16 protein-coding genes and 1 tRNA gene are annotated in these 21,562 nt (G+C 71.4%); 7 read left to right on the top strand and 10 right to left on the bottom strand.

Annotated features, from left to right (window positions below):
- Positions 1-182 precede the first annotated feature (182 nt).
- The 4 genes from ADK65_RS36100 to ADK65_RS36085 form a co-directional block, all read right to left on the bottom strand.
- Positions 183-1,163, bottom strand: a complete 981-nt coding sequence (locus ADK65_RS36100) for a ribose-phosphate diphosphokinase (RefSeq protein WP_053675814.1) — start codon at positions 1,161-1,163, stop codon at positions 183-185.
- Positions 1,164-1,298: 135 nt separating this feature from the next.
- Positions 1,299-2,747, bottom strand: a complete 1,449-nt coding sequence (glmU, locus tag ADK65_RS36095; protein WP_078956316.1) for a bifunctional UDP-N-acetylglucosamine diphosphorylase/glucosamine-1-phosphate N-acetyltransferase GlmU — start codon at positions 2,745-2,747, stop codon at positions 1,299-1,301.
- A 112-nt stretch (positions 2,748-2,859) separates the two neighbouring features.
- Positions 2,860-2,934: transfer RNA gene (locus tag ADK65_RS36090), tRNA-Gln, on the bottom strand.
- Positions 2,935-2,947: 13 nt separating this feature from the next.
- Positions 2,948-3,808, bottom strand: coding sequence for a hypothetical protein (locus tag ADK65_RS36085; RefSeq protein WP_053675811.1), 861 nt, complete (start codon positions 3,806-3,808; stop codon positions 2,948-2,950).
- Positions 3,809-3,976: 168 nt separating this feature from the next.
- Between ADK65_RS36085 and ADK65_RS36080 the strand changes: the two genes are divergently transcribed.
- Positions 3,977-5,293, top strand: coding sequence for a sensor histidine kinase (locus ADK65_RS36080; protein ID WP_053675809.1), 1,317 nt, complete (start codon positions 3,977-3,979; stop codon positions 5,291-5,293).
- A gap of 27 nt (positions 5,294-5,320) precedes the next feature.
- Here the strand turns inward: ADK65_RS36080 and ADK65_RS36075 are convergent, their stop codons facing one another.
- Positions 5,321-5,815, bottom strand: coding sequence for an SUKH-3 domain-containing protein (locus tag ADK65_RS36075; protein WP_053675807.1), 495 nt, complete (start codon positions 5,813-5,815; stop codon positions 5,321-5,323).
- 90 nt (positions 5,816-5,905) lie between these two features.
- Positions 5,906-6,517, bottom strand: a complete 612-nt coding sequence (locus tag ADK65_RS36070) for a YwqJ-related putative deaminase (RefSeq protein WP_199825762.1) — start codon at positions 6,515-6,517, stop codon at positions 5,906-5,908.
- A 377-nt stretch (positions 6,518-6,894) separates the two neighbouring features.
- On the opposite strand from ADK65_RS36070, the gene ADK65_RS36065 reads away from it, so the two are divergent.
- From ADK65_RS36065 to ADK65_RS36050, 4 genes are all read left to right on the top strand, one after another.
- The gene (locus ADK65_RS36065; protein ID WP_053675806.1) at positions 6,895-7,899 is read left to right on the top strand and encodes an SMI1/KNR4 family protein; all 1,005 of its coding nucleotides are present in this window, start codon (positions 6,895-6,897) and stop codon (positions 7,897-7,899) included.
- 8 nt (positions 7,900-7,907) lie between these two features.
- Positions 7,908-10,865 (top strand): SUKH-4 family immunity protein, encoded by a 2,958-nt coding sequence (locus tag ADK65_RS37805; protein ID WP_078956315.1) that lies wholly within the window; start codon positions 7,908-7,910, stop codon positions 10,863-10,865.
- Positions 10,866-11,034: 169 nt separating this feature from the next.
- Positions 11,035-11,496: a carboxymuconolactone decarboxylase family protein gene (locus tag ADK65_RS36055; protein WP_053675802.1), complete on the top strand. Its 462-nt coding sequence runs from the start codon at positions 11,035-11,037 to the stop codon at positions 11,494-11,496.
- A 141-nt stretch (positions 11,497-11,637) separates the two neighbouring features.
- Entirely contained in the window at positions 11,638-12,525 is an 888-nt protein-coding gene (locus ADK65_RS36050) for a hypothetical protein (RefSeq protein WP_053675800.1), read from the top strand.
- 669 nt (positions 12,526-13,194) lie between these two features.
- On the opposite strand, the gene ADK65_RS36045 is transcribed toward ADK65_RS36050, so the two are convergent.
- From ADK65_RS36045 to ADK65_RS36030, 4 genes are all read right to left on the bottom strand, one after another.
- Entirely contained in the window at positions 13,195-14,808 is a 1,614-nt protein-coding gene (locus ADK65_RS36045; RefSeq protein WP_053675798.1) for a cation acetate symporter, read from the bottom strand.
- Entirely contained in the window at positions 14,805-15,275 is a 471-nt protein-coding gene (locus tag ADK65_RS36040) for a DUF485 domain-containing protein (RefSeq protein ID WP_053675797.1), read from the bottom strand. Before ADK65_RS36040 ends, ADK65_RS36045 begins: the two co-directional genes overlap by 4 nt.
- Before the next feature lie 165 nt (positions 15,276-15,440).
- Positions 15,441-15,950: a GNAT family N-acetyltransferase gene (locus ADK65_RS36035; protein ID WP_053675795.1), complete on the bottom strand. Its 510-nt coding sequence runs from the start codon at positions 15,948-15,950 to the stop codon at positions 15,441-15,443.
- Between the two features lie 20 nt (positions 15,951-15,970).
- The gene (locus ADK65_RS36030) at positions 15,971-17,464 is read right to left on the bottom strand and encodes an MFS transporter (protein ID WP_053675793.1); all 1,494 of its coding nucleotides are present in this window, start codon (positions 17,462-17,464) and stop codon (positions 15,971-15,973) included.
- A 473-nt stretch (positions 17,465-17,937) separates the two neighbouring features.
- Between ADK65_RS36030 and ADK65_RS36025 the strand changes: the two genes are divergently transcribed.
- Positions 17,938-18,726 (top strand): ABC transporter ATP-binding protein, encoded by a 789-nt coding sequence (locus ADK65_RS36025; RefSeq protein ID WP_053675790.1) that lies wholly within the window; start codon positions 17,938-17,940, stop codon positions 18,724-18,726.
- On the top strand, positions 18,723-21,302 hold the full coding sequence (locus ADK65_RS36020) for an ABC transporter permease (protein ID WP_053675788.1): 2,580 nt from the start codon (positions 18,723-18,725) through the stop codon (positions 21,300-21,302). The genes ADK65_RS36025 and ADK65_RS36020 overlap by 4 nt, the downstream gene beginning before the upstream one ends.
- The last annotated feature ends 260 nt before the right edge of the window (positions 21,303-21,562 follow it).

The following is a 21,562-nucleotide window of genomic DNA, read 5'->3' as shown; positions in this document are numbered from 1 at the left end:
CAGAACGGACGTGGTCACCCGGCCACGAACGGCCTGCTACGAAGAGCGCGTCGATAACGGACCACCGCCTCCGGAAACGGAAACGGCCTCCCTCGCCGAGCAACTGCAGCAGTCTACTCGGAAGGGGAGGCCGCACCCAAAAGGATCTACGCCGGCACCACCCGGTGCCCGCCGCTCGGCGCCTACTGCTCGTCGAACAGGCTCGTCACCGAACCGTCCTCGAACACCTCACGCACCGCGCTCGCGATCGTCGGCGCGATCGACAGCACCGAGATCTTCTCCAGATCCCGGCTCAGCTCACCCGGCGTCGGCAGCGTGTCCGTGAACACGAACTCACTCACCCGCGAGTTCTTCAGCCGGTCCGCCGCCGGGCCCGAGAGCACCCCGTGCGTCGCCGTCACGATCACGTCCTCCGCACCGTGCGCGAACAACGCGTCCGCCGCGGCACAGATCGTCCCACCGGTGTCGATCATGTCGTCCACCAGCACACACACGCGCCCCTTCACCTCACCCACGACCTCGTGGACGGTGACCTGGTTCGCGACGTCCTTGTCACGCCGCTTGTGCACGATCGCCAGCGGCGCACCCAGCCGGTCACACCAGCGGTCCGCGACCCGCACCCGGCCCGCGTCCGGCGACACGACCGTCAGCTTCTCCCGGTCCACCTTCCGGCCCACGTAGTCCGCCAGCAGCGGCAGCGCGAACAGATGGTCCACCGGACCGTCGAAGAAGCCCTGGATCTGGTCCGTGTGCAGATCCACCGTCAGGATCCGGTCCGCACCCGCGGTCTTCATCAGGTCCGCGATCAGACGCGCCGAAATCGGTTCACGCCCACGGTGCTTCTTGTCCTGCCGCGCGTAACCGTAGAACGGCACGATGACCGTGATGGAGCGCGCCGACGCACGCTTCAACGCGTCGATCATGATCAACTGCTCCATGATCCACTTGTTGATCGGAGCCGTGTGGCTCTGGATCAGGAAACAGTCCGCGCCACGCGCCGACTCCTGATACCGCACATAGATCTCACCGTTGGCGAAGTCGAAGGCCTTCGTCGGGACAACCCCGACACCCAGCTGTTGGGCGACCTCCTCCGCAAGCTCGGGGTGGGCGCGGCCGGAGAAGAACATCAACTTCTTCTCGCCGGTCGTCTTGATCCCGGTCACAGCACTGTCTCCTCAGAGGTGTCGCAGCTGGGTGTCGAGAGACCTCGCAGCCGGCTTGCCGGAGGCCGTCTCAGCTGGTGGGGGTGCGGGTGTGCACTTATCACCGTACGCCGTGTTTGAGGCATCGGTTTCCGGTCAGCCCTCGCCGGCCGACTCCCGGGAAGCCGCCTCAGCCGCCTTCGCGGCCGCGCTCCCCGGACGCTTCCGAGCCACCCAACCCTCGATATTCCGCTGCTGACCACGGGCCACGGCCAGCGAACCCGCCGGCACATCCTTCGTGATCACGGACCCCGCAGCGGTGTACGCACCGTCCCCCACCGTGACAGGCGCCACAAACATGTTGTCCGAACCCGTCCGGCAATGCGAACCGATGGTCGTGTGGTGCTTCTCCTGCCCGTCGTAGTTCACGAACACGCTCGCGGCACCGATGTTCGTCTGCTCACCGATCGTCGCGTCCCCCACGTACGACAGGTGCGGAACCTTCGTCCCGTCCCCGATCGACGCGTTCTTCGTCTCCACGTACGTCCCGATCTTGCCCTTCACACCCAGCCGCGTCCCCGGACGCAGATACGCGAACGGCCCCACCGTCGCCTCCGCGCCGATCTCGGCGCCCGCGGCCACGGTGTTGTCCACCCGCGCACCCGCACCCACACGGGTGTCGCTCAGCCGCGAATTGGGCCCGACCTCCGCGCCCTGCGCCAGGTGCGTGCTGCCGTGCAGCTGCGTACCCGGATGAACGACGGCGTCCTGCTCGAACGTGACCGTCACGTCGATGAACGTCGTCGCCGGATCGATCACGGTCACACCGGCGAGCATCGCCTCCGTCAGCAACCGGTCGTTCAGGATCCGCCGCGCCTCCGACAGCTGCACACGGTTGTTGATCCCGGCGATCTCACGGTGGTCACCGGCCACCGACGCCCCCACCCGGTGCCCCGCCTCACGCAGGATCCCGAGCACGTCCGTCAGGTACTCCTCGCCCTGGCTGTTGTCCGTCCGCACCTTCTTCAGCGCGTCCGCCAGCAACGGCCCGTCGAACGCGAACACACCCGAGTTGATCTCCCGGATCGACCGCTGCGCGTCGGAGGCGTCCTTGTGCTCCACGATCGCCGTGACGGCACCCGTGGCCTCGTCCCGGACGATCCGCCCGTACCCCGTCGCGTCCGGCACCTCGGCGGTCAGCACGGTGACCGCGTTGCCGTCCGCGGAGTGCGTCTCGGCGAGGGCCCTCAGGGTCGCACCGGTCAGCAGGGGAGTATCCCCGCACACGACGACGACCGTCCCGTCGACCGACCCGCCCAGCTCCTCCAGGCCCATCCGCACGGCGTGCCCGGTGCCGTTCTGCTCCGCCTGCACGGCGGTACGCACGTCGGGGGCGATCTCACCGAGATGGGCGGTGACCTTCTCACGGGCGTGGCCGACCACGACGACCAGATGCTCGGGCTGCAGCTCGCCCGCGGAGGCGAGCACATGACCCACGAGACTGCGACCGCAGAGCTCGTGCAGGACCTTGGGTGTGGCCGACTTCATACGGGTGCCCTCACCCGCTGCGAGAACGACGACGGCTGCCGGGCGGTTGGCGCTCACGGGATGCCCTTCGGCTGTGGATGGGGTGGGGTGACATCCGCAGGATACCGGGGGGTTTTGTGGGGGGCATGGGTGCGGGCCCTGACTTGTCAGTCAGGGCCCGCACCGAGCATGGCTCCCCCGCCAGGACTCGAACCTGAAATACATTATCCAAAGTAATGTGTGTTGCCGATTACACCACGGGGGATCACCAGGGCAGCCTACGCGGTTCGCCGCTTGGCCTCCACCACCATGCCAGACCACCAGCCTTCGATGCGACGGTACAAGTCGGCTCCCTTCAGGACTCTGATGGCCAGACAGCCCCGGTATGAGTCGCCGACGTTCTTGCGGACGGTCTTGGCGTTGTGCTTTTTGAGGGTCGTCTTGTAGAAGGCGGAACGGTCGGCGCCTACGAGATCGGACCAGTACTGCTCAGCTGCTGTCACATCGGCCGTCTCGTGGATCATGACGGTGTACCGCAGGCGCTCACGCTCAACGCCAAGAAGGTCCAACCAGGCCAGGAAGACCTCAATCATGCCGGGGTCGCTGTTGACGAAGATGACGGTCTCGCGGCGGGCGTACGGTTTGTCCTTGGTTCCTTCTGCCCAGTACAAACCGACGCCCAGGAGGAACAATTCGCGGTCCGACATCTCGGCGATCTCTGCGGCGGCCGTCGCTTTGGTCTGCTGCCGCTCCGCGTCCCGCACCGCCAGTTCGTGCTCCCACCTCCGCTGCGCCGCCAGTTTCGCCTGCTCCGTCGGGTCGCGACGCTCCGGCTTCGGTAGGTCCCGTACCCACAGGGAGATCGAACTCCTGGAGCACCCCAGCTCCACCTCGATCTGGTCGTACGTCCAGCCCTGGAGGCGGAGCTCCCTCGCCCTTTCCCTCAGGTCGTCCTTCGCCCGGGGGCGCTTCGTCCAGGGCGGGGGCGGTTCGCCTTTGACCAGTTGGTTGAGGATGTCGTTGTTGTAGATCTTCAGCTCGTCCCGGATCTGGCGGAGGCTGAGGCCTTGGCGGCGGAGCGCCACCGCCTTCTCCCGCAACCCCTCGAAGTCGGCGTATTTGCCTGTTGCATGTGCCATACGCATACCGTCCGGGCGGAATGATCGCCTCCGGGGTCGAACGGTGAGCGATTCAGCAGTTCGAGGGATATCGGGTGGTATCGCGGCCGAACGGTCACGGAGTGTGGTGTGGGCCCGTGCGGGAAATGGGACGGAAAAGCGGCGGGGGCCGCCCGTAGGCTGGGAGGCATGACCGCGACGGGGGAAGACCATGTGACGGCCCGGGGAGGGCCGTGGTGGTGGGCCAGGCGGCGTAGTGCCGTGCTCGATGTGAGCCTGGCCGTGGTGTCCGCGCTGGAGTGCGCGCTGGAGGGGATCCCGTTCGCCGGGGACGCGGGGGTTCCGGTGGCGGTGGGGGTCGTCTTCGGGCTGCTGGCCGGTTCCGTGCTGCTCGTGCGGCGGCGGTGGCCGATCGCCGTGGTGCTGGTGTCGATCGCCATCACGCCGGCCGAGATGGGCTTCCTGATGGGCGTCGTCGGCCTGTACACGCTGGCCGCGGCCGAGCTGCCCCGGCGGATCATCGGCTCGCTGGCGGGGATGTCGCTGGTGGGGACGTTGATCGTGACGTTCGTGAAGACGCAGCAGGACATGTCGCGCGGGGACCTGGAGATAGGGGACTGGTTCGTTCCCTTCGCCGCGATCACGATGTCGCTGGGGTTCACGGCGCCGCCGGTGCTGATGGGTCTGTACGTGGGGGCGCGGCGGCGGCTGATGGAGAGTCTGCGGGAGCGGGCGGACAGTCTGGAGCGGGAGCTTCAGTTGCTGGCGGAGCGGGCGGAGGAGCGGGCCGAGTGGGCCCGGAACGAGGAGCGGACGCGGATCGCGCGGGAGATGCACGACGTGGTGGCGCACCGGGTGAGTCTGATGGTGGTGCATGCGGCGGCGTTGCAGGCGGTGGCGCGGAAGGATCCGGAGAAGGCTGTCAGGAACGCCGCGTTGGTGGGGGACATGGGGCGGCAGGCGCTGACGGAGCTGCGGGAGATGCTCGGGGTGCTGCGCAGTGGTGGGGACGGGCTGCGTGAGCCTGCGGCGTCGACGCCGACGCCGGCGGTGGTGCCGTTGGCGGCGGTGGGGGTGGCTGCGGCCGCGGCGGCTTCGCGGGTGGCGGACGACGAGGGTCCGTGTCTGGCGGAGATCGAGGAGCTGGTGGGGCAGTCGGCGGCCGCGGGGATGGTGGTGGCGTTGTCGGTGGAGGGGGATGTGCGGTCGTATGCGCCGCTGGTGGAGCAGACGGCGTATCGGGTGGTGCAGGAGGCGTTGACGAACGTCCACAAGCACGCGGCCGGGGCGAAGACGTATGTGCGGTTGGCGCATCGGGCGTCGGAGATCGCGATGCAGGTGGAGAACGAGCCCGCTGAGGAGGCGGCGTCGTCGGCGGGGTTGCCGTCCGGGGGGAACGGGCTGGTGGGGATGAGGGAGCGGGTGTCGGCGCTGGGTGGGGTGTTCGTGTCGGGGCCGACGGATGCGGGGGGTTTTCGGGTGTCGGCGGTGATTCCGGCGTCGTAGCCCGTTCCGGTCGGTGCCGGCCGGTGGTCAGCCGGTGGTGAGGCGTGGGGGCTGGGTGCCGGCGATGAGGGTGGCGAGGGCGTGGTCGATGTCGGGGCCGAGGTACCAGTCGCCGGTGTGGTCGAGGGTGTAGACGCGGCCGTCGGTGTCGATGGCGAGGAGGGCTTGGCTGTCGGTTTCGGCGCCGAGTGGGCAGACGTCGGTGCCGAGGGCGCGGCCGAGGTCGCCGAGGGTGCGGGCCATGTGGAGGCCGTGGAGCGGGTCGAGGTGGAGGGTGGCGGGGGCGACCTGGCGGCCGGGGCCGGTGGGGGTGATGTGGAGTCCGCCGAATTCGGCCCAGGCTTCGACGGCGGCGGGGAAGACGGTGTGGCGGTGGCCTGCGGGGGAGGTGTGGTCGCGCAGGGCGTCGGCCCAGATCTCGGCTTGTTTGATGTCCCAGCGTCCGGGTTGCCAGCCGGCGGCGCGCAGGGCGGCGTCGACGGGTACGGCGAAGCGGGTGGTCGAGGTGCGGTCGGTGTGCATCTGCCCTTCGTCTCGTCGAGGTCATGGGGTGGTGGCGGGTGTGCGTGTGCGCGCCCGGGGGTGTGGCTGTGCGGTGTGGGGGTGGGGGCGTCAGTTGTTCTGGGACGCGGGGTCGACTATGCGGACGCCGAAGTGGGCGCTGAGCGCGGTGCAGGCGCGGCAGGGGGTGGCGAAGCTGCCGTGGAGGGGGTCGCCGTCTTCGCGGATGCGTCGGGCGGTGAGTTTGGCCTGCTTGAGGGCTTTGCGCGCTTCGCCGTTGGTCATGGGTTTGCGTGCGGCGCGTTTGCTGCGTGCGGCGTCGGCGGCGGCGATGTGGCGGGAGATGAGGATGGTTTCGGCGCAGCGGCCGGTGTAGCGGTCGCGTTGGGCGCTGGGGAGGGTGTCGAGGAAGTCCTGGACGAGGGGGTGCAGGGCGGGGGGTGTGTCGGCGCGGGCGGCGGTGCCGGTGAGGGTGGTGCCGCGGACGGAGAGGGCGGCGGCGATGGTGGGGAGGATGCCGTCGCGGCGGTGGCGGAGGGCGGGGGCGTGGGTGGTTTCGGTGGTGCTCCAGCCGATGCGGGGGTCGCCGCCTCTGGGGTCGCCGTGGTCGCCGGGGCGCGGGGTGCCGGCCAGGGGGCCGGTGGCGCGGCTGCCGCCTCTGGGGTCGCCGTTTCGTGGGTCGGTGGACCTGCCGGTGTGTGGTCCCGTCTGGGTCGCGTTCATGATCGTCTTCCCCTCCGTGCATCCCCCCGGGGGTCACAGACTGCCAAATGCCGTGGCTGGTGCGGAAGCTGGGGCGCGGCGACACGCCCGTAGCGGGTTGTGCCGTCACGGTGGGGTGACGGCTGGTCACGGAAGCGGAGGGGGTGCCGACCGGTGCCGGTGACCGGTGTCGTCGTACCGCATAGGCTGTCGGCACCGCGGGCGATGCGGTGATCCGTTCGGAGATCGATGCCGTGAACCGGAGGGGGATCCTTCAGGTCGGCGCGTGCGGTGAAGTGCAGTGAAGTCGAGACAGCAGACGTGACAGTCGATACGGGTCGTAGTGCGCCGAGGATGGTCAATACGGGTCGTACAGAGTGCCGCAGGGGGCAACCGCCATGACGACAGGTCGGCTCGGGCAGCAAGCCGCGCCGCCGAACGCGGCCTATGCCGGGCAGGTCGTGCATTTCCCGGATCCGGTCCGGGCGGCGCGTCACCCGAGAGGGGTACGGGTCGACGAGCGCGGTTACCCCGATTTCTCGGCTTACGCGCGGGCGGCCGCGGAGATCGCGGAGCCGCCGGAGGGTTTCGGTGTCGACGAGTTGCGGCTGACGGACTACGTGTCGGCGAACACGGCGTTGTCGGCGTCGGGGCACGAGTTGTGGGACACGGTGCCGGCGGTGGCGACGCCGCACGGCTGGACGTGGCACCACGTGGTGGGTACGCGGCGGCTGGAGCTGGTTCCGGTCGAGGTGAAGGCGCTGCTGCGGCATCACGGGGGTGTGGCGACGTCGGGTGTCGACCATGCCAAGCGGGGCACGCGGCCGTTGCAGGAGACGCGTCCGGCGCATTTCGGGCTGCCGAAGTCGGGTGTGGCGGTGACGGAGTCGCAGGTGCAGGGCGTGGAGGAGGACCTCGGCTACCGGCTGCCGGGTGCGTACCGGTCGTTTTTGAAGGCGGCGGGTGGCTGTGCTCCGGTGGGTGCCGCGCTGGACGCGGAGCTGGGGCTGCTGGTGGACCAGCCGTTCTTCACGGTGCGCGACGAGGCGGCGGTCAATGACCTGGTGTACGTCAACAAGTGTCTGCGTGACCATCTGACCAAGGACTATCTGGGGATCGGTTTCGTCCAGGGCGGGTTGCTGGCCGTGAAGGTGAAGGGCGCGCGGATCGGTTCGGTGTGGTTCTGCGCGTACGACGACGCGCGGGACGTGGATCCCTCGGTGCCGCCGGCGGAGCGGGTGGAGCGGTTGCTGCTGCCGTGCGGGGACGACTTCGACGTCTTCCTGTCGCGGCTGGCGGGCAATCCGCCGGAGTTGGAGACGGTGGCGAACCTGATGGTGGACGGCGGGTTCGCGCGTGTGGTGCCGGTGGGCGCTGTGTCGTCCTCGGCTGTGGGGGAGTGAGGCCGGCGATGGTGACCTTCGCGCAGGCGCAGGAGCGCGCCGAAGAGTGGATCAACGGGGATGTGCCGTCGTACCAGCATCGTGAGGTGCGGGTGCGGGAGTTCGACCTGGGGTTCGTGGTGTGGGCCGAGGACCGGGCGGACGGGCCGCGGTCGGACGGCGGTGCGCAGCGGCTGGTGATCGCGCGGGACAGCGGTGAGGCGACGTTGTGGCCGGGGTTGCCGGTGGGTGAGGTGATCCGCCGGTACGAGGAGGAGTACGGCCGTGCGGACGCGGTGGACGAGCCGGCCCCGGCGGCGCCCGCGGCGCGGGTGGATCTGAACCAGACGTCGTTCCTGCTGACTCCGCCGGAGTGGCTGCAGGACGCGGCGGACAAGTTGGGGATTCCGGATCGGCGGGGTGCGGGTGCGGGTGCGGGCGAGGGGGCCGGGGCTCAGGAGGCTTCTGCTGCCGGGGAGTCGGGTTCCGGCTCTGCTGTCGGCGCTGCTTCCGGTCCGGCGGCCGGCGGGGGCCCTTCGACTCCTGCGCAGGGCGTGCCCGCCGCGCCGGGCAGTGGTGCGTCGTGGCCGGTGGCCGGAGGCGAGGACTCCGGGACCGGCGCTGATGCTTCCGGGGCTCCGGCGGCTCCGGCGGCTCCGGGTGTGCCGGAGGGGGCGACGCCCTGGGCCGGTACGGACACCACCGCGGACGCGGGGGACGACCGTTCCGTGCCGCTGCCTGCGACGGTCTTCGCGCCGCCGCTGAGCGAGGCGGACAGCGACACTCCGCCGCCTTCGACGACGCCCGAGGCCAAGACGACGCTGATGTCGGGCGGCAGTCAGCTTCCGCCCACGGCGCTGTCACCGGCGGTCGACGACCCGAACGCACAGGAGGCGGGGGCAGCGCCCGCGCCCGGGGGCCCGGGGTACGGCTATCCGGCGGCGCCGGCGGGTGCTCCGGGGATGCCGGGGACGCCGCCCGGCGGTGTGCCGCAGGGCAGCACGCCTGCGCCCGCGCAGGGCGGTCAGCCGTACGGGTATCCGCAGCAGCCGGTCGGCGCGCCGCCGCACGGCAGTATGCCGCCACACGGGAGTACGCCGCCGCCGGCCGCCGCGCCGGGTGGGGCCCCGTACGGGTATCCGCAGGGGGCCGCTGCCCAGGCCGGGGACATCGCCGACGCCGCGACCAGCAAGGCGGCTCCGCCGCCCGGGCGCCGGACTTCGGGCCCGTCCACTCCGCCCCCTCCGGGCGCTCCGGGTACGCCCGGTGCTCAGCGGGGCGGCACGCCGCCGCCGTCGGGGCCCGGGGCATCGGGCACTCCCGCGGGCGGGTACGTCCCCACGCAGATGGTGTCGGCGCTCGGGCCCGACGGTCCGGGCGGGCCCGGGGACTCCTCGGGTGCGGGCGTGCCGATGCCGCCGCCCGGGGCTCCCGGCGTTCCGCAGGCGGGCCCGGGTTCTCCCGGCGCTCCCGGCACGCCGAACCAGCCCGGCCCTCCGGGCGCGCCGCAGCCTCCGGGCGCCCCGGGCGGTACGCCGCCCGGCGGTGTCCACCACGCCGCCACGATGCTCGCCGACCCCGGCCGGATGGGCCCGGGTGCGCCGCAGCCGCCGCAGCCGCCGGGAGCTCCCGCTGCTCCTGGCGCGCCGCAGCCTCCGGGCGCTCCCCACCCGCCCGGCGCGCCGGGCGTTCCGCGACCTCCAGGTGCCCCGGGGGCTCCTGGTGCTCCTGGTGCTCCCGGAGGTCCGGGGCCCGTGCACCACGCGGAGACCATGCTGGCCGCGCCCCCGGCGGGCGGGCCCGGCGTGCCTCCGCCGCCGCAGGCCCCCGGCGTACCTCCGGCCGCCCCGGGTGCTGCGCCGGGCGCCCCGGGTGCCCCGGGTGCGCCGGGTGCGCAGCCGATGCCGCCCGGTATGCCGCCCGGTGCCGTGCCTCCGGGTGCGATGCCGCCGCCCGGCCCGCCCGGCCCGGGGCAGCCGCCGGCGTACGGCTATCCGCAGCAGCCCACGGGGCAGCCGACCGTCGGCCCCGGCTACCAGGCCGTGCTGCGCTACCGTGCGCAGGACGGTTCCGAGCAGCAGCTGATCCGGCGTTCGGCGCCGGGTACGCCGCATCCGGAGTGGCAGATCTTCCACGAGCTGCGGGCCATGAACGTGCCCCCGGACCAGGTGCTGGAGCTGCACACCGAGCTGGAGTCGTGCGAGCTGCCGGGTGCGTACTGCGCGCGGATGATCCGGGAGCAGTGGCCGCAGGCGCGGATCACGAGCATCGCGCCGTACGGCACGGACCACGCGAGCCGGCAGCAGGGCATGCAGCAGTTGCTGGCCCACCAGGGCGAGTTGCACCAGGTGGCGGACGGCCCGGCGCGTCCGGCTCCGGTGCGTGCTCCGCTGCCGCCGGTGCAGGCGGCTCCGCCGATTCCGCCGGAGGCCATCGGGCAGGAGCTGGGGGCCGCGTTCGGGCCGGGGGTGTTCCGGTTCGAGCAGGCCGCCGTGTCGCGGCAGGGTGTGCCGCCGATCGTGGCGCACACGCTGGTGGCGGCCGGACTGCCGATGGACATGGGTCCGTTCTTCTGGGCGCAGGCCCAGCCGGGGCGGCCCGTGCCGACGCTGGCGGAACTGGCGGCCGAGCGTGGTGTGCAGCCGGCCTCGGACGCGGGTTCCTATCTGGTGATGGGCAGCGACTTCGGCAAGGCGATCTGCGTGCAGTACGGCACGGCGAACATCGTCGCCGTGCCGGTGGAGGCCGGGCCGGGCGGGGCGCCGGTGCCGCCGCAGTTCGTCAACACCGGGCTGCCCGAGTTCGCGCGCTGCCTCGCGCTGCTGGGGCGGATGTGGCGGCTGCGGTTCGGCCTGAACCAGGAGCAGGCGGGTCGCTGGACCGTCGACTTCCAGGCCCAGCTGGCCGCGCTCGATCCGGCGGCGCTGGGCTCGCCGGAGAGCTGGTGGTCGGTCCTGCTGGAGGAGATGTGGGACGGACTGCTGTGACACGTCGCCGCTGACGTGATGTACGGAGCCGGGTCCGGTCGCTCGCACGACCGGGCCCGGCTCTTTCGTGCCCCGGGCGGAAAATTCTCGCGCCGGGCTGTCACACCTCCCCGCGCCGCTCCGTCAGTGCAGTGACAGCGACGCACCGCCCACTCAGGAGGCAGAGATCATGCAGGCACGGATGACGAACCCGGCGTATGTCCTTTCCGGCGCGATGAAGGGCATCGGCACCCTCTTCCAGGCGATCGGCGAGGGCGGTCTGGCGCAGGAGGTGGCGGAGATCGTCGGGCTGCGCGCCAGTCAGATCAACGGCTGCGGGGCCTGTGTCCACGGCCACGTCGCCAATCTCCGCAAGAACGGGGTGAGCGAGGAGCGCATCGCGGCCGTCGCCGCCTGGCGGCACGCGCCCTTCTTCTCGGACGCCGAGCGGGCCGCGCTGAAACTGGCGGAGGCGATGACGAGGCTGGCCGACCTCTCCGGGGAGTCGGTCCCGGACGCGCTGTGGGACGAGGTGGCCGACCACTTCGACGAGAAGGAACTCTCCGCGCTGATCCTCACCGTCGCGGTCACCAACATGTTCAACCGCATCAACACGACCATTCAGGAGCCCGCGGGCACCGACTGGAACTGACGGGCGTACGGCCCGGCCGTCGTTCCGTGACCTGTGTGCGGAGTGTCGCGTTATGCATGCTTCCGCCTGATCCACCAAGATGTGCGCGAAATCATCCCATTTTTACGCGACGTCACCTCGGTGTGGTGGAGAGGGGTCCGGATGAGCGGCGCGACGGTGTCACCGCACGGCTTCACGGCCGTGCGGGGGCGCGGCTACCGTCCCGAGCAGGTCGACCAGTACGCCGAGGCCCTGTCCGCGGACCGGGACGCGGCCTGGGAGAGAGCGGCCCGGCTGACGGTGCTCGCCCGGCAGATGGACGAGGAACTGGAGTTGCTGCGGGAGGCCGTGGCCCGACTGGCCCCGCCGGACTACGAGACGCTCGGCGAGCGGGCCGGGCGGCTTCTCGAACTCGTTCAACAGGAGGCCGGGTCCGTGCTGGAGGGGGCACGAGCCGAGGCGCTGCACCTTCTGGACGGGGCGCGGGTGTCCGCGGCCGACGTGCGCGAGTCCGCCCAGGCGCACGCCGATGCCGTACGCGCCGATGCCGACGAACGCGTCCGGCAGCGGCTGCTCGCCGCGCAGGCCGAGGCCGACGAGATCCTGGGCGCGGCCCGGCACGAGGCGCAGGAGGAGCGGGGCGAGGCGCTGGCCGCGTTGCGGGAGATGCAGCAGCGTGCTTCCGGGATGCTGGCCGAGCAGGCCAAGGAGCGCGCCGAGCGGTGGGCGGAGAAGGAACGGGCTGAGGCCGCCGGGGAGGCCGCGCTCGACACGGATTTCAAGCGGGCCCTGACGGTCGCTCAGGACGCGTTGCGCGAGGCCGAGCAGGCCCTCGCCGACGCGGAGGCGTCCGCCCACGACCTGGAGGAGGAAGCCCGGGCCCGCGCGGCGGAGTTGGTCGCCCAGGCTCATGAGCACGTCGAGACCGTGGAGGAGGAAACGGAACGGCTCCTCCGCGAACACGCCGAGCAGTGCGACGAGGCCCGGGCCCACATCGACCGCGTCCACGCCAGCCTGACGGACTGGGCGGGGCGGGTGTCGACGGAGTGAGGCGCCGCGGGTGAGGTGTCACGTCATCAGGTGACGCGCTCTCGGGGCCGGGTGCTGTCCGGGTGACGGGACCGGCCCGACCGCCCCGTCCTGTCCGCCGCACCGGCTCCGGCCGAGTGGGGTTCCCGGCCGACGGGTGGCTGTGCCTGACGGGTGATCGCGGCCGAGGGGCGCCCCCGCCCGACTGGCGGCCCGCCCGCCGCACCGGCCTCGGCCGACTGGCGATTCCGCCCGACGGGTGATCCCGCCCGAGGGGCGATCTCGGCCAAGGTGGGATTTCGGCCGGTTGGCGGGCCGCCCCGCCGCACCGGCCCCGGCCGAGTGGGGCTCCCGGCCGACGGGTGGCTGTGCCCGGTGGGTGATCACGGCCGAGGGGCGACCCCGCCCGACTGGCGGCCCGCCCGCCGCACCGGCCTCGGCCGACTGGCGATTCCGCCCGACGGGTGATCTCAGCCGACCGGTGACCGCCCCGACGGGCGACCGCCCCCGACCGGCGACCACCCCGCCCCGGCGACCGCCCCCGACGGGCGGCCCCGCGCGACGGGCGGCCCTGCGCGACGGGCGGCCCCGCGCGACCGGCGGGCCCCGCCCGACAGGAAACCGCCCCCCCCGGCCGGTCGCCCCGCCCGACCGGCGGCGCCGTACCGCTTCGGGTGCCGGGTCGTCCCGTCAGTGGTCCCTTCGGGCCGCGCCGGCCAGGATCCAGCCCTCCACCGCCTCGTACTGGTGGCGTTGTTCCTCCGACTGCCGGTGGCCGGAGGCCATCGTGCCCAGCCAGCCGCAGGCGAAGCCCAGAGGTATGGAGAGCAGTCCGGTCGTGGTGAACGGGAACCAGTTGAAGTCGGCCTCGGGGAACGCCGAGACGGGTGAGCCGGAGACCAGGTTGGTGCCCGGCATCAGCAGCAGGACGGCCAGGGAGCCGCCGATGAGGGTGCTGAGCAGGCCCGTTCGGGTGTAGCGGCGCCAGAACAGGCTGTAGACCAGCGCGGGAGCGATGGCCGAGGCGCCCAGGCAGAAGGACAACGTCACCAGCGGCTGGAGACTGCGGTGCTGGACCTGGGTGGCCAGCACGATCGCGGTGACACCCACGGCCAGGGCCGACAGCCGCGCCACGGTCATCTCGCGGCGCGGTGACATCTCCTGCACCCGGGCCGCGAACACGTCGTGCGCGAGGGAGTTGGCGCAGGCCAGGATCATGCCGGCGACGGAGGCGAGCAGCGTGAGGAAGACCGCCGTCGTGACGGTCGTGAAAAGGAACGTCTCGGCCGCCGACACGTCCGCTCCGAACGCCGCCTGCGATCCCAGCAGATACGCCGTGTTGCCCTGCGGGTCGACCTGTGCGATCAGCTCCCGTCCGACCAGCGCGGTGGCGCCGAAGCCGACGACCGTGATGACGAGCACGAACAGGGCCACACCCGACACCGCCCAGGACATCGAGCGCCGTACCTGCCGGGCACTGGAGGCCGTGTACATGCGCATCGTGACGTGCGGCAGCACACCACCGCCGAGGACGACCGTCAGCTGCGCGGTGATCATGTCCAGGTCGGGGGCGGGGCCGCCGGAGAACTGCAGGCCCGAGGAGAGGAACGCCGAGCCCACCCCGCTGTTCGCGGAGGCCGCGTCGAACAGGGCTCCCGGGTCCCAGTCGAACCGGTTCAGGATCAGCACCGAGACCACCAGGCCGGAGCCGAGCAGCATCACGATCTTCAGGATCTGGATGAGGGCGGTGCCCTTCATGCCTCCGATCGCCGCGTAGCTGATCATCAGCGCGCCCACGCCGATGATGCAGCCCGTCTGCAGTGACTCGCCGGAGAAGCCGAGGATGAACGCCATCAGCTGCCCGGTCCCCGCCAGTTGCACGAGCATCAGCGGCACTAGCGCCGCCAGGGTCACCGCGCAGGCCGCGATGCGGACAGCTCGTCCGGGCATGCGCCGGGTCAGCGCGTCGCCCATGGTGAACCGGCCCGCGTTGCGCAGCGGTTCGGCCAGCAGGAACATCAGCAGCATCAGCGACAGGGCCGTGCTCAGCGCCAGCACCACCCCGTCGTAGCCGAACAGCGCGATGACGCCGCCGGTGCCGAGGACGGTCGCGGCGGAGATGTAGTCGCCGGCGATCGCCAGGCCGTTGCGCATGGGCGACAGGGAGCTGTAGCCGGTGTAGAACTCGTCCAGGTCGTCCCGGTCCGGGCCGGTCATCACGCACAGCAGCAGCGTGATCGTGGCGACGGCCGAGAAGCCGACCAGAGACATCGTCTGGGCGTTACCACTGAAGTCGGTGGTCATCGGGCTCCCTCCCGCCGCGCGTCCAGCTCGGCCAGCTTGCGTATCCGGTCCGCGATCGGGTCGACGCGGCGGCGGGCCGTCTGCTCGTACAGGCCGATCGCCAGCCAGGTCACGGGGACCTGGAGGAGCGCGAGCAGCAGTCCGGTGGGCAGGCCGTCGGTGACGGTGCTCGTCATGAACGACGGCGCGAACGCCGACAGGATCAGGAAGAGGATGAAGTAACCGAGTGCCGTGAGCGTGGCCACGCGCCGCTGCCAGCGGTAGGCGCTGCGCAGGACCCGCAGGTCGCTGTGGTGCCCGAGTGCGGCGTTGTGCTGGGGACGCCGTCCGGCCGGTTCGGGCGCCTCCCGCGGCGCCCAGGGGTAGGTCTCGTGCGTGCCGTACGTGTACGTGTACGCGTACGGGTCATGGGGCGGGGGCGGGTCGGGTGGTCGGTAGGGGTGGGACGGGTACGGGTCGTAGGACATCCCGGTGCTCCTTGCGAGGTGGGATCCGGTGCGGCGGGCCGCAGGGAGGTGGGGGGCGGGAGCCACGCACGCTACTTCGGGGCAAGGGCCTTGCGCGAGGGTTTCGGCAAACTGATCGGTCGGTATGCGCTTACCTTTCCGACCTCGGGTGTTACCCGCGTTAACTCAGTCGATCGTCCGGGTCGTGCCGAGGAGCCGGCGCTCGTAGCGCACCCCCGGCCGCCCACTCACCGTCGTGTTCTCCACCCGGGTGAAGCCGCTGCGGGCCAGGACCCTCATGGACGCCGGGTTGTCCAGGGTCGTGACCGCGGTCAGGGACGTCAGTCCGTAGTCGGCGGCGGCCAGTCGGCACACCTGCGCGACCGCTGCCGTCGCCACGCCCCGGCCCGCGGCCTTCTCACCTGTGCGGTAACCGAGTTCGGCGCTGCCGTCCACCAGGTCCATCAGGTTCACCCGGCCGACCAGCTCACCGTCCTCCCCGAGGACCACATGGAAACGGCATACGCGCGCGTCCTGCTCGTCGAGGAGCGTCCGGAGGCGTGCGGCGAACCCCGCCGGCGTGAAGAACGCGTCCCCGCGGTCCGGCACCGTGCGGACGAAGTACGCCCGGTTCTCCCGCTCGAAGGCCAGCAGCGCGTCCGCGTGATCCGCCCGCAGGGGCTCCAAGGTCACCATGGGCGGCAGGATAAGGAGCTTCAGTCCGTCAGCACCGGGAATTTCCGGGGCGCGAGGAACAGCAGCACCAGGAACGCCAGGGCCGCCGCGCAGGCCGCCCCGAGGTAGACCGCGTGCACCGCCTCGGCGATCGCCCGCCGGGTCGCCTCCGGTGCGCTGCCCGAGTCGAGTGCCCGGGTCACCGAGTCCAGGTCGCCCGCGCCGCCGAGCCGTGCGGCCAGCACGCCGTTGGCGACCGCGCCGAACACCGCCGCGCCGACCGTCTGGCCGGTCTGGCGGCAGAACAGCACGGACGCGGTCGTCGTGCCGCGCTCGGCCCATCCCACCGTCGACTGCACCCCGACGATCAGCGGCAGCTGGAACAGGCCCAGCGCGGCGCCGAGCAGCAGCATCAGCAGCGTCGGCTGCCACGCCTGCCCGGGGTAGGGCAGGAAGGGGAACGCGAACAGGATCAGCGCGGCCGCGGCGATGCCCAGCATCGCCGTGTCGCGGAAGCCGATCCTGCGGTACACGTGCTGGCTCAGCGCTGCCGACACCGGCCAGCTCAACGTCCACACGGACAGGACGAACCCGGCGGCCACGGGGGCGAGGCCCAGCACCGACTGGGCGTAGGTGGGCAGGAAGACCGACGGCGCGACCATCAGCAGCCCCAGCGCGCCCAGGGCCAGGTTGACCGCGGCGATCGTACGGCGCCGCCACACCCAGCCCGGGATGATCGGCTCGGCCGCCCGGCGCTCCACCAGCACCACGATCCCGGCCAGGGCGAGTCCCGCGCCGAACAGGGCCAGGGAGGGGGCCGACAGCCAGGGCCACGCCACCCCGCCCTGCACCAGTGCCGTGAGCAGCACGCCGCCGCAGGCGAACACCGCGAGCGCGCCCGCCCAGTCCACGCGCGCGTGCGCGGTGGCTTCCCGCTCGGGCTCGTGGAGGTGACGGACGATCAGCCACAACGCCACCGCGCCGATCGGCAGATTGACCAGGAAGATCCACCGCCAGTCCGCGTACGCGGCGAGCACCCCGCCCAGGCCCGGGCCGGCGACCGCGGACACCGCCCACACCGTGGAGAGCTTCGACTGGATCCTGGGGCGGTCCTTCAGCGGGTACAGATCGGCGGCGAGGGTCTGCACCGTGCCCTGCAGCGCGCCGCCGCCCAGGCCCTGCACGACGCGGAAGGCGATGAGCGCCCCCATGTTCCACGCCAGCGCGCACAGCAGGGATCCGAGCAGGAAGAGCACCGAGCCGGTGACGAGGACCGGTTTGCGGCCGAAGGTGTCGGAGAGCTTGCCGTACACGGGGAGGGTGACGGTCACGGCGAGCAGATAACCGGAGAACAGCCAGGAGAAGACGGAGAAGCCGCCGAGGTCCCCGACGATCTGCGGGACGGCGGTCGAGACGATCGTCGCGTCCAGCGCGGCCAGCGCCATCGAGAGCATCAACGCCGCAACGACGGCTCCGCGCCGGCCGGTCGCGGCGGGACGTGCGGCCTCACGCGCTGCGGAACCGGTGCTGCCCACCTGATGCCTCCCCCTCGCCCCGGCCGCGCCCGCGGCCCCGGGTTCGCCTCGAAATGTCTGCCCCTTGCAGCTATCTGCCGCGGACAGCTTCCCACTTGACCCGGACGCAGCGGGAGGGTGGAGGCTGAACCGGGCCTGCGGGTGGAGCCGACCCTGAGACGGCCTCCACCCTTCGGTGGAGCGCCCCTAGGGGTACCTCCGTACTACGACCTGGGGAGGGTTCGTACCGACGGAGGACGAGAGGGCCGGGGAGCCTTCCTTAACCTGGCTTTACGCCGCCGGGGGGCGGTCCGCAACACCGGCGGGGGTGGGGTTTTCCCCAGCAGAAGACTGCGCTGAACACCAGGGCGCGGTACCCCTGCCCGCCACGAGACTGAAACGCGTCGGACGGATTCCTGATCCGGCACCGCGCCCAGCGGCTGCCGACCGGGCGACCGCCTTCACCATCTGCTGACCGATATAGGAGACATACCGTGACTTCGGCTGTGACCATTCCCAGGCACGGGGGTACTGGAGGGCGTACGGCCGTAGCCGCGCGGGCGCGGCAGGTCGTGAAGGCGTACGGATCCGGAGAGACCCGGGTCGTCGCCCTCGATCACGTCGACGTGGACATCGCCCGCGGCCAGTTCACCGCGATCATGGGCCCCTCGGGGTCGGGCAAGTCCACGCTCATGCACTGCCTGGCCGGGCTCGACACCGTAACGGGCGGCCAGATCTATCTCGACGAGACCGAGATCACCGGGCTGAAGGACAAGAAGCTCACACGCCTGCGCCGGGACCGGATCGGGTTCATCTTCCAGGCGTTCAACCTGCTGCCGACGCTGAACGCGATCGAGAACATCACGCTGCCCATGGACATCGCGGGCCGCAAGCCGGACCAGCAGTGGCTGACGCGGGTCGTGGAGACCGTCGGGCTCGCCGACCGCCTCAAGCACCGGCCCACCCAGCTGTCCGGCGGCCAGCAGCAGCGCGTCGCCGTGGCGCGGGCCCTCGCCGCCCGGCCCGAGATCATCTTCGGGGACGAGCCGACCGGAAACCTCGACTCCCGCGCCGGCGCCGAGGTCCTCGGCTTCCTGCGCCGGTCCGTCGACGAGCTGGGCCAGACCATCGTGATGGTCACCCACGACCCGGTGGCGGCCAGTTACGCGGACCGCGTGCTGTACCTCGCCGACGGCCGCATCGTCGACGAGATGTACAAGCCGACCGCGGACGCCGTCCTCGACCGCATGAAGGACTTCGACGCCCGGGGGCGCACGTCATGACCGTCATGAAGACCTCGATGCGCAACTTCCTCGCGCACAAGGGGAGAATGGCGCTCTCCGCGATCGCCGTCCTGCTGTCGGTCGCCTTCGTCTGCGGCACGCTCGTCTTCACGGACACCATGTCGACCACGTTCGACAAGCTCTTCGCGGCCACCTCCTCCGACGTGACGGTGAGCGCCAAGGGCGCCTCCGACACCGGTGAGACGACCGCCGACAACGGCAAGCCGCCGGTCATGCCCGCCTCCGTGCTCGGCGAGGTCCGCAAGGCGCAGGGCGTGAAGTCCGCCGAGGGCACGGTGTTCTCCACCTCCGTGACCGTCGTCGACGGCGACAAGGACAACCTGTCGCCCTCCAGCGGCGCCCCGACCATCGTGGGCAACTGGAACGACACCGACGCCCGCACCATGAAGATCACCTCCGGTGCGGCGCCCGAGGCGGCCGACCAGATCATGGTCGACGCCGACACCGCCGACAAGCACGGCCTGAAGCTCGGCGACGAGATCGGCGTGATCAGCGCGGTCGGCACCCACAAGGCGAAGATCTCCGGCATCGCCGACTTCACCGTCACCAACCCCGGCGCCGCGATCTTCTACCTCGACACCAAGACCGCCCAGCAGGCCCTGGTGGGCGAGAACGGCGTCTACACCAACGTCAACGTCACCGCGGCCGCCGGTGTCAGCGACGCACAGCTGAAGAAGAACGTCACGGCCGAACTCGGCGCCGGCTTCCAGGTGAAGACGGCCAAGGAGACCGCCGACGCCAACCAGAAGGACGTCGAGGGCTTCATGAACGTCATGAAGTACGCGATGCTCGGCTTCGCCGGGATCGCCTTCCTCGTCGGCATCTTCCTGATCATCAACACCTTCTCCATGCTGGTCGCCCAGCGCACCCGCGAGATCGGCCTGATGCGGGCCATCGGCTCCTCCCGCAAGCAGGTCAACCGCTCCGTGCTGGCCGAGGCGCTGCTCCTCGGCGTCGTCGGCTCGGTGCTCGGCGTCGGCGCGGGCGTCGGCCTGGCCATCGGCCTGATGAAGCTCATGGGCCAGATGGGCATGGAACTGTCCACCGACGACCTCACCGTGGCCTGGACGACCCCCGCGGTCGGCCTCGTCCTCGGCGTCGTCGTCACCGTGCTGGCCGCCTACCTGCCGGCCCGGCGCGCCGGGAAGATCTCCCCGATGGCCGCCCTGCGCGACGCCGGAGCCCCCACGGACGCCAAGGCCGGCTGGATCCGGGCCGCGATCGGCACGGTCCTCACCGGCACCGGCGGCTTCGCCCTGTACCTCGCGTCGGCGGCCGGCAAGGCGACCGAAGGTTCGATGTGGCTCGGCCTCGGTGTGGTGCTGTCGCTGATCGGCTTCGTCGTCATCGGCCCGCTGCTCGCCGGCGCCGTGGTCCGCGTCCTGGGCGCCGTGCTGCTGCGCATGTTCGGACCCGTGGGCCGCATGGCCGAGCGCAACGCCCTGCGCAACCCGCGCCGCACCGGTGCGACGGGCGCCGCCCTGATGATCGGCCTCGCCCTGGTGGCGTGCCTGTCCGTGGTCGGCTCCTCCATGGTGGCGTCCGCCACCGACCAGCTCGACAAGACCGTCGGAGCGGACTTCATCATCCAGCACGACCGGGGCCAGCTGATCACCCCGCAGGCCGTCGAGGCCGCCAAGTCGGCGCCGGACATCGAGCGGGTCACCGAGTACAAGTGGAGCAAGGCCGACTTCACCACCCCCGACGGTAAGACGCTCAAGGACACCGCGATCACCGCGGCCGACCCGTCGTACGCGACCGACCTGCGTACCGAGACCGTCGCCGGCAAGCTCCCCGACGCCTACAAGCCCGACTCGATGTCGGTCCACGAGAAGTTCGCGAAGGACCACGGCATCAGCCTCGGCTCCAAGATCAAGGTCGCCTTCAAGGACGGTTCCGCGGCCGACCTGACGGTCCGGGCGATCACCAGCAGCGACGTCGTGATCGACGCGGGCGCGATGTACACGTCCATCTCGACGATGGCCGAGTACGTCCCGGCCGACAAGATGCCGCTGGACTCGCTGGTCTTCGCCACCGCCGAGGACGGGAAGCAGGACGCCGCCTACACGTCCCTGAAGTCGGCGCTGCACGACTACCCGCAGTACATCGTGCGCGACCAGACCGACTACAAGGACGCCCTGAAGGACCAGATCGGCCAGCTGCTCAACATGATCTACGGCCTGCTGGCCCTGGCGATCATCGTCGCCATCCTCGGTGTGGTGAACACCCTGGCCCTGTCGGTGGTGGAGCGCACCCGGGAGATCGGCCTGATGCGGGCCATCGGCCTCTCCCGCCGCCAGCTGCGCCGCATGATCCGCATGGAGTCGGTCGTCATCGCCCTCTTCGGTGCCCTGCTGGGCCTCGGACTGGGCATGGGCTGGGGCGCCACGGCACAGCAGCTGCTGGAGCTGGAGGGCCTGATGGTCCTGGACATCCCCTGGCCGACGATCATCGGCGTCTTCATCGGCTCGGCGTTCGTGGGCCTGTTCGCTGCCCTGGTCCCGGCGTTCCGGGCGGGCCGGATGAACGTCCTGAACGCGATCGCGACGGAGTAGCGGGCGCACACCGATCCCACCAGAACCACCGCACACGGGGGTTGCGGGGGACCCGGCGCCGGGGAGTCCAGTCCAGGGCTCCCCGGCGCCGGGTGTTTCGAGACCCGCGAGCCCGGCTTCCTGTTCGACCGTTCTGGGCGGCGGGTGGGCACAGGTTCCGGGGGTCCAGCGGGCGGAGCCCCCGGGGGGCCTTGCGGCAATGCCGAGCACCTCACATCCGGGTGCGTCATCCACAGGCCCCGACGCCCGGCCGCGCAGCG

It is taken from the genome of Streptomyces sp. NRRL B-1140 (genome assembly GCF_001280065.1).
GTDB lineage: Bacteria > Actinomycetota > Actinomycetes > Streptomycetales > Streptomycetaceae > Streptomyces.
Note: the sequence above shows the minus strand (reverse complement) of the source record. Positions and strands in the feature narration are given on the sequence as shown.

Bases quoted from the DNA above. Each gene is read 5' to 3' on its own strand.
- ADK65_RS37805 (WP_078956315.1), top strand. From the start codon at position 7,908: ATGGTGACCTTCGCGCAGGCGCAGGAGCGCGCCGAAGAGTGGATCAAC.
- ADK65_RS36045 (WP_053675798.1), bottom strand. From the start codon at position 14,808: ATGACCACCGACTTCAGTGGTAACGCCCAGACGATGTCTCTGGTCGGC.
- ADK65_RS36075 (WP_053675807.1), bottom strand. From the start codon at position 5,815: ATGCACACCGACCGCACCTCGACCACCCGCTTCGCCGTACCCGTCGAC.
- ADK65_RS36070 (WP_199825762.1), bottom strand. From the start codon at position 6,517: ATGAACGCGACCCAGACGGGACCACACACCGGCAGGTCCACCGACCCA.
- ADK65_RS36040 (WP_053675797.1), bottom strand. From the start codon at position 15,275: ATGTCCTACGACCCGTACCCGTCCCACCCCTACCGACCACCCGACCCG.
- ADK65_RS36065 (WP_053675806.1), top strand. From the start codon at position 6,895: ATGACGACAGGTCGGCTCGGGCAGCAAGCCGCGCCGCCGAACGCGGCC.
- ADK65_RS36085 (WP_053675811.1), bottom strand. From the start codon at position 3,808: ATGGCACATGCAACAGGCAAATACGCCGACTTCGAGGGGTTGCGGGAG.
- ADK65_RS36080 (WP_053675809.1), top strand. From the start codon at position 3,977: ATGACCGCGACGGGGGAAGACCATGTGACGGCCCGGGGAGGGCCGTGG.
- ADK65_RS36050 (WP_053675800.1), top strand. From the start codon at position 11,638: ATGAGCGGCGCGACGGTGTCACCGCACGGCTTCACGGCCGTGCGGGGG.
- ADK65_RS36020 (WP_053675788.1), top strand. From the start codon at position 18,723: ATGACCGTCATGAAGACCTCGATGCGCAACTTCCTCGCGCACAAGGGG.
- ADK65_RS36035 (WP_053675795.1), bottom strand. From the start codon at position 15,950: ATGGTGACCTTGGAGCCCCTGCGGGCGGATCACGCGGACGCGCTGCTG.
- ADK65_RS36055 (WP_053675802.1), top strand. From the start codon at position 11,035: ATGCAGGCACGGATGACGAACCCGGCGTATGTCCTTTCCGGCGCGATG.